At 70.3% G+C, this 14882-nt stretch carries 13 protein-coding genes; 3 read left to right on the forward strand and 10 right to left on the reverse strand.

Annotated elements, in window-relative coordinates:
* Window positions 1–47: 47 nt before the first annotated feature.
* The 7 genes from tmk to HW566_RS03980 all read right to left on the reverse strand — a co-directional run bounded on the left by tmk (window position 48) and on the right by HW566_RS03980 (window position 6395).
* The gene (gene tmk / locus HW566_RS03950) at window positions 48–698 is read right to left on the reverse strand and encodes a dTMP kinase (RefSeq protein WP_178010604.1); all 651 of its coding nucleotides are present in this window, start codon (window positions 696–698) and stop codon (window positions 48–50) included.
* Window positions 695–3400, reverse strand: coding sequence for a type I DNA topoisomerase (gene topA / locus HW566_RS03955; RefSeq protein ID WP_178010605.1), 2706 nt, complete (start codon window positions 3398–3400; stop codon window positions 695–697). The genes tmk and topA overlap by 4 nt, the downstream gene beginning before the upstream one ends.
* 88 nt (window positions 3401–3488) lie before the next feature.
* Window positions 3489–3770 (reverse strand): helicase, encoded by a 282-nt coding sequence (locus HW566_RS03960; RefSeq protein WP_256728857.1) that lies wholly within the window; start codon window positions 3768–3770, stop codon window positions 3489–3491.
* A gap of 35 nt (window positions 3771–3805) precedes the next feature.
* Window positions 3806–4144, reverse strand: coding sequence for a TadE family type IV pilus minor pilin (locus HW566_RS03965; RefSeq protein ID WP_178010609.1), 339 nt, complete (start codon window positions 4142–4144; stop codon window positions 3806–3808).
* Window positions 4141–4350 carry a DUF4244 domain-containing protein gene (locus HW566_RS03970; RefSeq protein WP_178010611.1) on the reverse strand — a complete coding sequence of 70 codons (210 nt, stop codon included), beginning with the start codon at window positions 4348–4350 and terminating at the stop codon, window positions 4141–4143. Before HW566_RS03970 ends, HW566_RS03965 begins: the two co-directional genes overlap by 4 nt.
* Before the next feature lie 66 nt (window positions 4351–4416).
* Complete coding sequence (locus tag HW566_RS03975; protein WP_178010613.1) at window positions 4417–5307, reverse strand: type II secretion system F family protein; 891 nt, start codon at window positions 5305–5307, stop codon at window positions 4417–4419.
* Window positions 5304–6395 carry a TadA family conjugal transfer-associated ATPase gene (locus HW566_RS03980; RefSeq protein ID WP_178010614.1) on the reverse strand — a complete coding sequence of 364 codons (1092 nt, stop codon included), beginning with the start codon at window positions 6393–6395 and terminating at the stop codon, window positions 5304–5306. Before HW566_RS03980 ends, HW566_RS03975 begins: the two co-directional genes overlap by 4 nt.
* A 363-nt stretch (window positions 6396–6758) precedes the next feature.
* Between HW566_RS03980 and acs the strand changes: the two genes are divergently transcribed.
* The gene (gene acs, locus HW566_RS03985) at window positions 6759–8723 is read left to right on the forward strand and encodes an acetate--CoA ligase (RefSeq protein WP_178010616.1); all 1965 of its coding nucleotides are present in this window, start codon (window positions 6759–6761) and stop codon (window positions 8721–8723) included.
* A 7-nt stretch (window positions 8724–8730) separates the two neighbouring features.
* Here acs and HW566_RS03990 read toward each other — a convergent pair whose 3' ends face one another.
* The 3 genes from HW566_RS03990 to HW566_RS04000 all read right to left on the reverse strand — a co-directional run bounded on the left by HW566_RS03990 (window position 8731) and on the right by HW566_RS04000 (window position 11262).
* Entirely contained in the window at window positions 8731–10473 is a 1743-nt protein-coding gene (locus HW566_RS03990; protein WP_178010618.1) for a Na+/H+ antiporter, read from the reverse strand.
* A gap of 103 nt (window positions 10474–10576) precedes the next feature.
* Window positions 10577–11044, reverse strand: a complete 468-nt coding sequence (locus HW566_RS03995; protein WP_178010620.1) for a RidA family protein — start codon at window positions 11042–11044, stop codon at window positions 10577–10579.
* Entirely contained in the window at window positions 11041–11262 is a 222-nt protein-coding gene (locus tag HW566_RS04000; protein ID WP_178010622.1) for a DUF4177 domain-containing protein, read from the reverse strand. Before HW566_RS04000 ends, HW566_RS03995 begins: the two co-directional genes overlap by 4 nt.
* Before the next feature lie 107 nt (window positions 11263–11369).
* On the opposite strand from HW566_RS04000, the gene HW566_RS04005 reads away from it, so the two are divergent.
* Window positions 11370–13934, forward strand: a complete 2565-nt coding sequence (locus tag HW566_RS04005; protein WP_178010623.1) for a penicillin-binding protein — start codon at window positions 11370–11372, stop codon at window positions 13932–13934.
* The gene (locus HW566_RS04010) at window positions 13934–14875 is read left to right on the forward strand and encodes a metallophosphoesterase (protein WP_178010625.1); all 942 of its coding nucleotides are present in this window, start codon (window positions 13934–13936) and stop codon (window positions 14873–14875) included. Before HW566_RS04005 ends, HW566_RS04010 begins: the two co-directional genes overlap by 1 nt.
* Window positions 14876–14882 lie beyond the last annotated feature (7 nt).

The following is a 14882-nucleotide window of genomic DNA, read 5'->3' on the forward strand; positions in this document are numbered from 1 at the left end:
CACGGGTGGAGCCGGCCGCCCAGACCAGTCGGTGCGGCCGGCTCCGGTCAGTTCCCCGCCGCGTCGCCCACGACCGCCCCCACCCGGTCCCGGATGTCGCGGGCGAGCTCGTCCGGCGAACGCGTCGCATCGAGCACGAGAAAGCGGTCCGGCTCGGCGGCGGCGAGCCCGAGGAAGGCGGCACGCACGCGCTCGTGGAAGTCGACCTTCTCGGCCTCGAGCCGATCGAACGGCTTGTCGGCGGCGTCGAGCCGGCCCCGTGCGGCTGCCGGGTCGAGGTCGAGCAGGACCGTGAGGTCGGGCAATGCGTCGCCGGTCGCCCACAGCGAGAGGTTCCGCACCTCTGCGGCATCCAGCACCCGTCCCGCGCCCTGGTAGGCGACCGAGGAGTCGAGGTAGCGGTCCTGGATGACGACGGCGCCGCGCGCGAGCGCGGGGCGCACCACCGTCTCGACGTGGTGGGCCCGATCGGCGGCGTAGAGCAGCGCCTCGGCACGTGGTGCGATGTCACCGCGGTGATGCAGCACGATGTCGCGGATGAGCATGCCGACCTCGCTGCCGCCGGGCTCTCGCGTACGCACGACTTCGCGGCCCTCGCCGCGGAGCCACTCCTCCAGGGCGGCCGCCTGGGTCGTCTTCCCGGCTCCGTCGCCCCCTTCGAGGGTCACCCAGAGCCCGCTCCGAACGCCGGCCGTCACTTCTTCTTGGCCGCGGGCTTGCGCGTCGTCGTCGTCTTGCGCGCCGTCGTCTTGCGCTTGGGGGCGGGGCCCTTGGCGCGCTTGTCGGCGAGCAGCTGAACGGCACGCTCGAAGGTGACCTCGTCTGCGCTCTCACCGCGCGGGATCGTCGCGTTGGTCTCGCCGTCGGTGACGTAGGGACCGAAGCGACCGTCCTTGAGCTTGATCGGCTTGCCGCTCGTGGGATCGGCCTCGAACTCCTTGAGCGCACTCGACGCCGCGCGGGCACCGTACTTGGGCTGCGCATAGACCGCGAGGGCCTCGTCGAGCGTGATGTCGAACAACTGCTGCTCGCTGGCCAGGGTGCGCGAGTCCGTGCCCTTCTTCAGGTACGGCCCGTAACGGCCGTTCTGCGCAGTGATCTCGGCGCCCGACTCGGGGTCGACACCCACCACGCGCGGGAGCGAGAGCAGCTGCAGCGCTTGATCCAGGTCGATGGTCTCGACACCCATCGACTTGAAGAGAGAAGCCGTGCGGGGCTTGGGCGCGGCCTCCTTCTTCTTCGTCGTCTTCTTCTTGGCCGGAGCGACCTCGCCGGTGGTCTCGTCGACCGCCTCATCGGGCTCGGGCTCGAGCTCCTGCACGTAGGGACCGAACCGGCCGTCCTTGACGACGATGAGCTTGCCGTTCTCGGGGTTCTCGCCCAGCACGCGGTCACCGGCGACCGGAGCGTCGATGAGCTCCTGCGCCTTCTCGGGCGTCAGCTCGTCGGGGGCGAGGTCGTCCGGCACGTTCACGATGCGCGTCTCACCCTCGCCGACGGGGACGTCGAGATAGGGGCCGTACTTGCCGAAGCGCAGCGTCGCGATGTCGCCGATCGGCGTGGCGTTGAGCTCGCGCGCGTCGATGTCGCCGAGGTTCTCGACGATGTTGCGCAGACCGACGTGGTTGTCGGAGCCGAAGTAGAACTCCTTGAGCCAGGCCTCGCGTGCCTGCTCACCGCGGGCGATCGCGTCGAGGTCGTCCTCGAGCGCCGCCGTGAAGTCGTAGTCGACCAGGTCGGAGAAGTGCTGTTCGAGCAGACGCACGACGCTGAACGACAGCCAGCTGGGCACCAGCGCCTGACCGCGCTTGGTGACGTAGCCGCGCTCGATGATGACGTCGATGATGCTCGCGAAGGTCGACGGGCGGCCGATCCCCCGCTCCTCGAGCGCCTTGACGAGGCTCGCCTCGGTGTAACGGGGCTTGGGGCTCGTCGCGTGGCCCTTCGGCTCGACGTCCGAGAGCGCGAGCCGGTCGCCGACGGCCACCGCCGGGAGCGACTGATCGGCCGCCCGGTCAGCGTCGCCGCGCTTCTCGTCATTGCCCTCTTCATAGGCTTCGAGGAAGCCCTTGAAGGTGTAGACGGTGCCGGATGCCGTGAAGGCGGCGCGCTTGCCGTCGGCGTCGACCTCGAGGGTCACCGTCGTCGTCTCGTACTTGGCATCCGACATCTGGCTGGCGACCGTGCGCTTCCAGATGAGGTCGTACAGGCGCTGCTCGTCGCGGTCGAGTCCGGAGGAGACGGATGCGGGCGTCCGGAACTCCTCACCCGAGGGACGGATCGCCTCGTGGGCCTCCTGCGCGTTCTTGGCGTTGTTGCGGTACGAGCGGGGGCTGGGCGGCACGGCCCGGTCGCCGTAGAGCGCCACCGCCTGCGTGCGCGCCGCCGAGACCGCCTGCGCCGAGAGCGCGGTCGAGTCGGTGCGCATATAGGTGATGTAGCCCTTCTCGTACAGACGCTGAGCGACGCCCATGGCGTGCTTCGCGCTCATCGACAGCTTGCGACCGGCTTCCTGCTGCATCGTCGAGGTCGTGAACGGGGGCTTCGGGCTGCGCGTTCCGGGCTTGGCCTCGACGGCGGTGACAGCGGCCGTGGCCGCCTTCTCGATCGCTGCGGAGAGCTCGCGCGCGTCGTCCTCGGTCAGGACGACGACGGCCTTCTTGAGCGAGCCGGAGTCGTCGAAGTCGGTGCCGCGCGCCAGCGGCGCGCCGTCGAGGCGCGCGAGGCGGGTGGCGAACGAGTCGCCCTCCTTCGCGGCGTGGGCCTCGATGTCCCAGTAGGACGCCGAGACGAAGGCCATGCGCTCGCGCTCGCGCTCGACGACCATACGGGTCGCGGCGGACTGGACGCGGCCGGCGCTCAGCGCCTGGCCGTCGCGGCCGGAGCCGATCTTTCGCCAGAGCACGGGCGACACGTCCCAGCCGTACAGACGGTCGAGCACGCGGCGCGTCTCCTGGGCGTTGACGAGCGCGAGGTCGAGCTCGCGGGTGTTGTCGGCGGCCGCGCGGATGGCGTCCTTGGTGATCTCGTGGAAGACCATGCGCCGCACGGGGACCTTCGGCTTGAGCACCTCGAGCAGGTGCCACGCGATGGCTTCGCCCTCTCGGTCCTCATCTGTCGCGAGCAAGACCTCGTCGGCGCCCTTCAGGGCGCGCTTGAGCTCGGCCACGGTCTTGGTCTTGCGATCGCTGACCACGTAATACGCATCGAAGCCGTTGTCGACGTCGATGGAGTACTTGCCGTACGCCTGCTTCTTGTCGGCCGGGATGTCCTCTTTCTTAGCGAGGTCCCGGATGTGCCCGACCGAGCTGAGCACTTCGTACTCGTCGCCCAGGTAACCCTGGATCGACTTCATCTTGGTCGGGGACTCGACGATGACGAGTTTCTTGCCGCCTGCCACGAGTCATCCTTTCTCCGACGCAAACCATACACGCGCCACACGGTGGAGGACGCTGGGAGCCGACGCGCCATATCCTCGCCGCGGCATGTCATGGCGGCGGGCCCGCGCGGGCGCGCGCGTGCACGCGGAATACACCCACCGGCGCGGCGGCTTCGACCGTCGCGACCACCCCGTCGATGTCGCAGGCCACCAGGTCGACCCCCGCGTGCGCGGTGACGCGTTCCGCCTGCTCGCAGGGTGCTCCCGGGGCCGCCCCCATCGCGACGTCGGCGGCGGCGAGAGCGGCGCCGTCGGCCGCAGCCGAGACCTGCGCCGATCGGATCGCCGCCGCGCCGACCGCAGCGCAGCCCGCAGCCAGAGTCGCTGCCACGGCCAGGATCCCGATGGCCGCCGTTCCCCCGGCCATCACAGGCCTCCCGAGGGCGCGCAGGCGCGGGCCGTGAGCGGAGGCAACGGCAGCGGGACGTCGTGGGTCGCCGATACGGTGGCGCAGACGAGCTCGCCGTCGTCGTCGAGCGAGAGCGAGGCGCCCGGCACCGCGGCGTGCACCGCTGCACCGGCGCGGCTGTCGTCCTCACCGCGGGCGGCCAGCCGTGCCGCCTGCGCCGCCGCGTGCTCGATGCGGATCTGCGTGCCCGCCGCCGCCAACGCGGCGACGGCGAGCAGCACGACCAGCAGCGCCGCGGGCACGACGATCGCGAACTCGGCCGTGGCCGAGCCCCGTTCGTCCCGGCGCACGCTCATTCGACGGTGAGGGCCCGACGCACCAGGTCCGTGAGGATGCCGCGCACTTCGTCGCTGCGCATGATGACGACCAGAAGGCCGGCGAAGGCCACCGCGGCCATCGTGGCGACTGCGTACTCCGCCGTGGCCGCGCCCGATTCGTCGGTGAACAAGCGCGCTGCGCGCACACGCGTCAGGCGAGGAAGTCGAGGGTGTCGCGGTTTCATGATTACTCCGTTCGTCGATGGTGGGTGTTCGGTTGGGCACGGTCTCGAGGCGCACGCCGGCGCCGATCACAGCCTCACCGGGGTGCCGGCCATGACGCTGAGCAGCATGGGCGCCACCCCGATGAGCAGGAAAGCGGGCAGCGTGCAGACGCCGAGCGGCAACAGCAGCCGCGACGAGAGCTCGGCCGCGCGCATTCGGCCCGAGACGCGAGCTCGATGACGCTCGAGGCGTGCGGTCGCGCGCAGCAGTTCGACGGCGGGGGCACCGGCGGTCGCCGAGAGCGCGAGCACGTCGCGGTCGGCGAGCCCGGGCGAGACCCCGACAGTCGCGAGCACCTCCTCGGCGCGGGGAATGGAGACCCCGCCCGAGAGGGCGATCGCGAGCATCTCCGACGACAGCCCGGCCACCGAGTCGGAAGGTTGGGCGCGGGCGACGAGCCGACGGGTCCACACGCGAGCGGCGAGCATCAACAGCGCTCCCGCGACGAGGCAGGCGGCACCCACCGGATTCGTCACGGTGGCGCCGAGGTCGAAGCCGAGAACCAGCGCGAGTGCGACGGCGACCAGGGGCAGCCAGGCGACGAGCCGCGCGGTGGCAGCGGGCTCGGCGAGCGCGACGCGGACATCGTCCCGCGTCTGCTCCGCCTCGCGCAGGGCATCGGCGACGCTGCGAAGGGTCCGCGCGAGCGGTGCCCCGACGGTCGTGGCGACCTGCCACGCCGATGCGGCATCGCGCCACGCGCCGCCGCTCGCCGCGACGGCGCGTGCGAGCTCGAGCCCGCTCTCGCGACGGGAGCAGACATCGCGGGCGGTGGTGTCGCCGGAGTCGGCCAGGTGTTGCCACGCCCGGTCGGGGGTGAGGCCGGCTTCGAGCATCACCGCCAGGCGGTGCAGGACGGGAGCGATCACGACCGCGCCGGCGGCGTCGGCATCCGCCTGCGGTCGTGTCCGCCTCACCGCAGCTCCTCGACGTCGAGGCGGCCCTCATGAAGCACGGGCCGGGCCATGCCGGTGACCCGACGCACACCGTCCACGCGTCCGACGTGCACGATCGCCCCGATGGCGCTGAACACCTGTCGAGCGACGGCATGGGCGTCGAGGCCGGCGAGCGCACCGAGCGCTTCGAGCCGCGCCGGCACGTCGGCGATGCCGCTCGCGTGCACCGTTCCGGCCCCGCCCTGATGACCGGTGTTCAGCGCGCTCAGCAGCTCGCGCACCTCTTCGCCACGGCACTCCCCCACCACGAGGCGATCGGGACGCATCCGCAGCGCCTCGCGGACGAGGCGCGCCAGCGGAACCGCCCCCGCCCCTTCGAGGTTCGGCTGCCTCGCCTCGAGGCGGACGTGATGCGGATGGTCGAGACGGAGCTCGGCGACGTCCTCGATCGTGACGATGCGCTCCGAGGCGTCGGCGCATGCCAGCAGCGCCGCGAGGAGCGTCGTCTTCCCCGCACCCGTCGCGCCGGTGACGAGCACATTCGTCCGCTCGGACACGAGGGCCTCCAGCGTCCGCGCGGTGGCGGAGTCGAACATGCCGCGTCGTCCGAGATCGTCGAGGCTCAGCCGATCGTCGGCCGGCAACCGGATCGAGATGACCGCGCCCTCGCAGGCTACCGGCGGGAGAACGGCGTGCACGCGGATGCCACCCTCCCACCGCACATCGGCGCACGGGGTCGCGTCGTCGAGGTGCCGGCCGCCGAGCGCGATCAGCGACACCGCCAGCTCTCTGACCTCGGCTTCGCCCGCCCGCCACCCGGAGACCGCCTCGGCGCCATGACCGCGGTCGACGAAGAGGCCGTGCCGCCCGTTCACGAAGACGTCGGTGACGTCGGGATCGAGCAGGTGCCGCCGGAGCGGTTCGAGCGACGGGTGGTCGGGCAGGACGCGGCGCGTCCATCCGGAGGCGGATCGACGGGCGGTGGGACCCGACACCTCGGCGCGGGCGGGGCCCGCCGCGGCGGGGCTGGGAGAGCCGTGTGACAACGGCACCGCAGCCGGTCGAGCCGGTGCGCCCGGACGGGGAGCGACGACGAATGGCTGCGACATGAGCTCGACAGTACGAAGGCGCGCACAGCCGAAGTCGCGACATCCGCGCTCCGGTGGGCAATCCGTGCTCCGCCGACGCTGGGGAGGGACCGCGGGAAGAAGAGGAAGGACGGCACCCCGCATTGGGGGATTGGGGTGCCGTCCACGTGACGTCCCGCCGCTTGGGGGGTAGGTCGGGGCGTCACGGGCGCGAACGATGTCGCAGCCGGCGACAGTTTACGCCTACGCCACGGGCGCGAGGCAATCCGACCCGCCGTTCGGTCGGCCACCCACTATCGGCGGTAGTCTCCTCGTTTCGCCGGGGTCTAGATTGACCGAACGCCGCCTGCGCGCGGCGCCATCGACCGCAAAGGAGCGTGCCGCGTGAGCAGCCAGATCGACCACTTGCTGAGCGAGACCCGGCGTTTCGCCCCCTCTCCCGACTTCGCGGCCGCCGCGGTGGGCACGGCAGAGCTGTACGAGCGGGCAGCGGCCGACCGCGAGGGATTCTGGGCCGACCAGGCCCGAGAACTCCACTGGCACAAGCCCTTCACCCGGGTGTTGGACTGGTCGAACCCGCCGTTCGCGGAGTGGTTCGCCGACGGTGAGCTCAACGTCGCCTACAACTGCCTCGACCGGCATGTCGAAGCGGGGCTGGGCGACCGCGTGGCTCTGCTGTGGGAGGGCGAGCCGGGCGATGATCGTGCCGTCACCTACGGCGAGCTCACCGACGAGGTCAAGCGCCTCGCGAACGTCCTCACCGAGCTCGGCATCGAGCAGGGCGACCGCGTAGCGATCTACATGCCGATGATCCCCGAGGCGGTTGCGGCGATGCTGGCGGTCGCCCGTGTGGGTGCGGTGCACTCGGTCGTGTTCGGCGGTTTCTCCGCCGACAGCCTGCGGACCCGGATCGACGATGCGGGCGCGAAGCTCGTCATCACCGCCGACGGCGGCTACCGCAAGGGCAAGGTGTCGCCGCTCAAGCCCGCCGTCGACCAGGCGCTCGCCGACCGCGGCGCCGGAGCGCAGGTGACCGTCGAGCACGTGCTCGTCGTGCGCCGCGGCGGCAACGACATCGAATGGACCGAGGGCCGCGACCTGTGGTGGCACGATGTCGTGCCGGCAGCATCGCCCGACCACGAGGCGCAGGCGTTCCCGGCCGAGAACCCGCTGTTCATCCTCTACACCTCCGGCACCACCGGGAAGCCGAAGGGCATCCTGCACACCTCCGGCGGCTACCTCACGCAGACCGCGTTCACCAACCGCGTGGTCCACGACCTGCATGCCGAGACCGACGTGTACTGGTGCACCGCCGACATCGGCTGGGTGACCGGCCACAGCTACGTCGCCTACGGCCCGCTGGCGAACGGCGCCACGCAGGTGCTCTACGAGGGCACGCCCGACACCCCGCACGCCGGGCGGTCCTGGGAGATCATCCAGAAGTACGGCGTGACCATCTACTACACCGCCCCGACCGCCATCCGATCCTTCATGAAGGTGGGCCGCCAGGTGCCGGCGGAGTACGACCTGTCGAGCATCCGCCTCCTCGGATCGGTGGGTGAGCCCATCAACCCCGAGGCGTGGATGTGGTACCGCAAGGTCATCGGCGGCAAGCAGGCTCCCATCGTCGACACGTGGTGGCAGACCGAGACCGGCGCCATCATGATCTCGGCGCTGCCGGGCGTGACCGAGACCAAGCCGGGTTCCGCGCAGGTCGCTCTGCCGGGCATCTCGATCGACGTCGTCGACGAGGAGGGGAATCGCGTCGGTGAGGGCAACGGCGGGCTGCTCGTGGTCACCGAGCCGTGGCCGAGCATGCTCCGCGGCATCTGGGGCGATCCCGACCGGTTCGTGGAGACGTACTGGGAGAAGTTCCGCTCGCAGGGGTTCTACTTCGCCGGTGACGGCGCCCGGCTCGACGACGACGGCGACATCTGGCTGATGGGCCGCGTCGACGACGTCATGAACGTCTCGGGACACCGCCTCTCGACGACCGAGATCGAGTCGGCCCTCGTGGCGAACGAGGCCGTCGCCGAAGCAGCGGTCGTCGGCGCGTCGGACGAGACCACCGGGCAGGCGGTGGTGTCGTTCGTGATCATCAAGCAGAGTTACCTCGACGCGCACTCCCCCGACGGCCTGGCGACGTCGCTGCGCCAGTGGGTCGGCGAGCAGATCGGCCCGATCGCGCGACCTCGCGACGTGTACATCGTGGGCGAGTTGCCGAAGACCCGGTCGGGCAAGATCATGCGGCGGCTTCTCCGCGACGTCGCCGAGGGCCGCGAGGTCGGCGACACGACCACGCTCGCCGACACCGCCGTGATGTCGGTGATCAGCGCCCAGTTGAAGTGACGCCGACTCAGTCGCCCGCCGTGTCGAGGCCGCGGGCCCGGATCTCGTCGAGGTCCAGGCTCGCGAGGATGCGGCGGGCGACGAGGTCGTCGATGGTGCCCTCCCGGCGCAGCCGCAGCAGCACCTCCCGCTTTCGGTCGAGAACGGCCAGGTGCAGCCGTCGAGCTTCCTTGTGACGGATCAGAGGCGAGCGCTGTGTGATGTCGATGTCGTCGCTGACGGCGATCATCTCGAGCTGCGCGCCGGGCCGACGGCCGTCGTCGTCGATCGGTCCCGGTGGGACCGGGCCGAGGCGCGCGGCGTCGTCGTCGTCGCCGGCGTCCCCCGCCTCAGCGTCGATGCGCTCGCGCTCCTCCGCCGCTCGCAGCCGCGCGACGGCTCGGGCGTTGGCGAGCTCGAGTCGCTCGTAGCCCTCGCGCCGCGCCCGGTCGCGCACCGCGTCGCTCACCCCGTGCTCGACCGCGAGATCGTCGAGGGCGGCCAGTGCAGCGCCCGAGATCGCGCGCTGCGCGAGCTCGAACTCCTCGATCGCCGCGTCATCGGCGGGGAGCTTCGCCCATCGGATCACGACGGGCAGAAGCGGCCCCTGCACCAGCAAGGTGAGGACGATGACGCCCGCCGTGACGAAGACGATCGCCTCACGCCCCTCGACCGGCCCGCCGTCCGACGTCGTGATGGGCACCGACAGCGCGATCGCGAGCGACACCGCGCCTCGGAAGCCCGAGACGGTGCTGACGAATCGCGAGCGATGCCGGAGGGAGCGCGACGACCCTGCCGGCGGACGCGAGAACGGTGAGAACAGCCACTGGAACACGTACCGCACGACGAACAGGACGATCCACGCGGCCACCGTCACCAGCAGCAGCGTGCCGATCTCGCGCGGGGAGATCTCGTGCAGCACCAGCTGCACCTCGAGACCGATGAGCACGAACAGCGCACCGTTGAGCAGGTACACCCCGAACGGCCATGTGGCGTCGGCCGCCCGCCGCGACATGGCGGTGGTGATCCGGGGCGATACCCACGCGACGATGAGACCGGCGAACACGACCGCCAGCACACCCGACGCGTCGATGAGCTCGGCCACGAGGAACGCGAGGAAGGGCACCAGCAGGAGGGTCAGGTTGATCGTCAGCGTCGACTGCATGCGTCGCAAGGCGAGGTACGCGGCCGCGGCCACAGCGATGCCGGCTGCGGCACCGCCGGCGTACGACAGCAGCACCATGCCCGTGATCGACAGGGGCGTCACCTGCTCGCCGAGCAGCAGCGACACCGCGATGGCGTAGAGGACCAGAGCGGTGCCGTCGTTGGTGAGGCTCTCGGCCTTGAGCTTCATGAACGTGCGCGTGGGCAGCAATCGGCCGAGCGCGGCCACGGCGGTCGCGTCGGGCGGGGCCACCGCGGCGCCCATCACCAGCGCCGCCTCCCACGGCACGCCCATCCAGGTGGCGACTCCCGCGACGGCGAACGCGGATGCCACCACGAGCAGCGTGCTCATCGGCACGATGTAGCGCAGCGACCGGCGCACCGACCGCAGCGACGTGGTCCACGCCTCCCGAAAGAGAAGCACGGGCAGGAACAGCAGCAGCACGGTCTCGGGCGGCAGCTCGATGGCGCGCAGCTCGGGGACGAACCCGAGCAGCAGCCCGATCACCAACAGGACGAGCGGGGTCGCCACGCGCAGGCGCGGCGCGAGCACCGTGCCGACGAGCAGGGCGATCCCCAGCAGAACCGTGACCTCGAGACCCTGCATCGCTACCGTCCTCCCGCGTGGTCCTCACCAGAGCGTAGAGCCGTGCGACGCGCCGCGGGCCGTGGATGCGGCGGCCGCGGGGCGTCGCGCAGCAGAGCGGGCGTCAGGCGAGGGCGAAGACGACCTCGACCTCGACGGGCGAGTCCAGCGGCAGCACCGGAACGCCGACGGCGGAGCGCGCGTGTCGGCCGGCGTCTCCGAAGATCTCGCCGAGCACCTCGCTCGCACCGTTGATCACGACAGGCTGCCCGGTGAACTCCGGCACCGATGCGACGAAGCCGGTGACCTTCACGACACGGGCGAGCCTGTCGACGCCGCCCGCGACGTCGGCTGCGGCGGCGATGGCGTTCAGCGCGCACCGACGCGCGAGCTGCTGGGCGTCGGCGGCGGAGACGAGACCCGGACCGTCGCCGACCTTGCCGGTCGCCGGGAGTGCCCCGTCGACCATCGGCAGCTGACCCGAGGTGTAGACGAGGTCGCCGTTGACGGTCGCGGGGATGTAGGCCGCGACGGGCGGGACGGCGGGGGGCAGCTCGATGCCGAGCTCCGCGAGGCGTGCCGAGACGCTCACTCGCCCGCCCCGTCGAACTGCTGCGCCGCCTGGTGCGCGGCCCCGAGGCCGGCGTTGGCCGCTCCCCCGCCGACCGGGCGCTTGAAGTAGGCCACCAGCCCGCCTTCGGGTCCTGGCACGACCTGCACGAGCTCCCAGCCCTGCTTGCCCCAGTTGTTGAGGATCGCGGCGGTGTTGTGGATCAGCAGGGGCGTGGTGAGGTACTCCCACGTCGTCATCGGGACTCCGATCTGTCGCAGAAACGTGCCGCCGAATCACACGGAACGCGCACGCGCAATGGCTGGACCTGAGGCGGACGCCCAGGTATCTCGCTTACGATCAGCCTATGCCTCACAAGAAACGCACGGCCACCGGTGTGCTCGGCGGTCTCGCCGGCCTGGTCGGCCTGAGCGCTGTGGCCGGGGTCCTCGTCACGGCCACCGTGACCCCCGCCATCGCCGTGTCGGGTTACGCGGCTTCCAGCGCGATCGACGTCTTCGACAACATGCCGAGCTACCTCGAAGTCGACGAGCTGATGCTGCCGACCGAGTTCTACCGCAAGGACAGCGACGGCAACGACGTCCTCATGACGCAGTTCTACGACCAGAACCGCATCCCGGTGACCTGGGAGGAGGTGTCGCCCGTCATGTACGACGCGATCATCTCCAGTGAGGACAAGAACTACTACACGCACGGCGGTGTCGATCTCCTCGGCACGGCCAGCGCGGTCTTCGGCAACCTCCGCGGCGGCGACACCCGCGGTGGCTCCTCCATCACCCAGCAGTACGTCAAGAACGTGCTGCAGCAGGCGTGCGAGAAGGAGGCGAAGTCGCAGGAAGAGGTCGAGGCGTGCTTCCGCTCGACCACGGTCGCCAGTGGCACCGACGGCGTCGAGCGCAAGCTGCAGGAGATGCGCTACGCGATCCAGCTCGAGAAGCGATACCCCAAGAACGAGATCCTCCTCGGCTACCTCAATATCGCGCACTTCGGCGGCACCGTCTACGGCATCGGCGCAGCAGCGCAGTACTACTTCGGCACCTCGGCGGCGAACCTCACCGTCGGCCAGGCGGCGGCGATCGCGGGGATGGTGCAGGAACCGAACTCCTACCGTCTCGACCGCCCCGACAGCGAGTCCAACGGCGCGGCCAACGGCTACGCGCTGACCAAGGAACGCCAGACCTACGTGCTCAACCGTATGTTCTCGGACGGCAAGATCACGCAGGAGGAGCGCGACGCCGCCGTCGCGGAGCCGATCACCCCGAACATCCAGGTTCGCGCTCAGGGCTGCCAGCTGGCGACCGGCGTGGAATTCTTCTGCGAGTACGTGACGAGCGTCGTGCTCTCCGATCCCGCCTTCGGCGAGACCATCGAGGAGCGCCAGCAGAACCTTCGCCGCGGCGGCATGAAGATCTACACGACGGTCGATCCCGACCTGCAGAACGCAGCGTTGGAGGCAATGTCGGTGGTGCCCGCGACGGACGACCGCCTCAACCTCGGCTCGTCAGCTGTGCAGGTCGAGGTCGGCACCGGACGAGTCCTTTCGATGGTGCAGAACCGCCCTTTCAGCCCGAACGGCTCGGAGGACGGCACATCGACCGCGGTGAACTACAACGTGCGCGAGATCAACGGGGGCGGCATTGGGCACCCGGCCGGCTCGACATACAAGGTCTTCAGTGTGGTCAACTGGCTCGAACAGGGCCACTCGGTCAACGAGGTCATCAACGGTCGCGTCGGCACCAAGCGGGTTCAGACCTGTGACGGCAACACGATGCCGGTCCGTGCATCCAACGACCAGCGCCCAGGGTCGGTAGGAAACTTCCAAGCGAACTCGGGATACTCGGGGACCATCCGAAAGTTCACCGAAGATTCCCTGAACTCGGGATTCCTCGCCATGGCCGAACGGATTTCAATCTGCTCGACCAACCAGGTCGCGATGAAGCTCGGCGTCATGCGGGGCGATGGAACACCGCTCGACCAGGTGCCGGAAGGCTCGCAGCTCTCGCCCAATCAGCCGTACAACGTACTCGGCGATGCGGCCGTCGCTCCCATCGACATGGCGCAGGCTTACGCCGCCATCGCGGGACAGGGAACGCTGTGCCAGTCGAAGGCGATCGATCGCGCGGTCAACTCCGCCGGTGAAGAGCTGCAGCTGCAGCACAGCTGCAGTCAGGCGATTTCGGCCCCGGTGGCGAACACCACCGCGTACGCCCTCGAAGGCGTGATGAATGCAACCGGTCAAGGTGCCCGGATCTACGACGGGGTGCCGGTCTTCGGCAAGACCGGTATCCACGAGTACGAGCACACCTGGATGGACGGCGCCAGCACGAAGGTCGCCACGGTCGTTTGGGTCGGCAATGTCGACGGATTCGTTGAGCTCAACGACTACCGCGTCAATGGTTGGCGACTCGATCAGATCCGAAATGCGATTTGGCCGAAGATGCAGGGGGCAGCGAACGCCAAGTACGGTGGCGATCGCTTCCCTGGGCCCGATCAGAATCTCGCGAAGAACACGCTGACCGAGCTGCCGAACGTCGTTGGACAGAATGTCGATGAGGCGCGAGGCACCCTGGAGGCCGCCGGCTTCTCGGTCAACGTCGCGGATGCCACCAACTCCAGCGAGCCCGAGGGCCGCATCGTCTCGCAGGATCCCGGCGCCGGGCGCGTCGCGGGCGGCAGCACGGTGACGATCACCCCGAGCAACGGTCAGGGCGCGAGCGTGCCTGCCGTCACCGGGAACCCCGAGGAGGCCGAGCGGCAGCTCCGTTCCGCCGGGTTCACGAACATCGACACGTCGTGCACCGAACGTGAGAGCGCGGATCAGCCGACCGTGACGGGCACGGATCCCGCAGCGGGCTCGGCGGTCGGCCGCGGCACGCAGATCACCATCCAGTACGCCGCGAAGGACTGCTGATGCCGAGCGTCCCCCGGACGCTGACGACGATCGCCACCGCCGGCGCCCTGGGCGCCGGCGGTGCGGTCGTCTGGGGCGTCGGCATCGAACGGTACCTGTTCACCGTCCGTCGTCACGAGTTGCGCGTCCTCCCCGCCGGCAGCTCCAGCGTGACCGTGCTCCACCTCTCCGACGCCCACATGGCGCCCTGGCAGCACCGCAAGCAGCGCTGGATCGCCGACCTGGCCGAGGCCGCCCAACCCGACCTGGTGATCAACACCGGTGACAATCTCGGGCATCGGCGGGGGCTCGACGGCATCCGCTCGGCCTTCGCGCCACTGCACGGCGTACCGGGCTTCTTCGTCCACGGCTCGAACGACGTCTACGAACCGAGCGGCCGTAACCCGCTGCGGTACTTCACCGGCCCCTCGCGGCACGCCAAGGCTGCGGTCGAGCTGGACACCGCGGCGATGGACGCGTTCTTCGCCGACGACCTGGGCTGGTCGGATGTGAACAACAGCGCCGCCACGGCGACCGTCGGCGCCCTGCGCATCGACGGCTTCGGCGTCGACGACGCCCATCGCGACTGGGACGACCTGGACGCCCTGCCGGGCGCTCTCGCCGGCCTCACGGCCCGGGACACGGCCGGGCTCACGGTAGGCGTGACCCACGCCCCGTATCGGCGCGTGCTCGACCGCTTCGTGGGACTCGGCGCCGACGTGGTCTTCGGCGGCCACACCCATGGCGGGCAGGTCCGCATCCCGTTCTCCTCACGTGCTCTCGTAGCCAACTGCGACATCCCGCTCGATCAGGCCCGTGGCCTGAGCACCTGGGGACCGGATGCCGTGCCGCTCAACGTCAGCGCGGGGCTCGGTCACTCCATCTACGCGCCGGTTCGCTTCGGATGCCGCCCCGAGGCGTCAGTGCTCGTCCTGCGCGCCCGCGACGGCGCGCCCGCCTGACCCTCGC

This window comes from Microbacterium oleivorans (assembly GCF_013389665.1).
GTDB classification, from domain to species: Bacteria; Actinomycetota; Actinomycetes; order Actinomycetales; family Microbacteriaceae; genus Microbacterium; species Microbacterium oleivorans_C.

Coding starts and splice junctions, on each gene's coding strand:
- HW566_RS04000 (WP_178010622.1), bottom strand. CDS start 11,262: ATGACGACGTGGGAGTACCTCACCACGCCCCTGCTGATCCACAACACC.
- HW566_RS03980 (WP_178010614.1), bottom strand. CDS start 6,395: ATGTCGCAGCCATTCGTCGTCGCTCCCCGTCCGGGCGCACCGGCTCGA.
- HW566_RS04010 (WP_178010625.1), top strand. CDS start 13,934: ATGCCGAGCGTCCCCCGGACGCTGACGACGATCGCCACCGCCGGCGCC.
- HW566_RS03965 (WP_178010609.1), bottom strand. CDS start 4,144: ATGAGCGTGCGCCGGGACGAACGGGGCTCGGCCACGGCCGAGTTCGCG.
- HW566_RS03990 (WP_178010618.1), bottom strand. CDS start 10,473: ATGCAGGGTCTCGAGGTCACGGTTCTGCTGGGGATCGCCCTGCTCGTC.
- HW566_RS04005 (WP_178010623.1), top strand. CDS start 11,370: ATGCCTCACAAGAAACGCACGGCCACCGGTGTGCTCGGCGGTCTCGCC.
- HW566_RS03970 (WP_178010611.1), bottom strand. CDS start 4,350: ATGAAACCGCGACACCCTCGACTTCCTCGCCTGACGCGTGTGCGCGCA.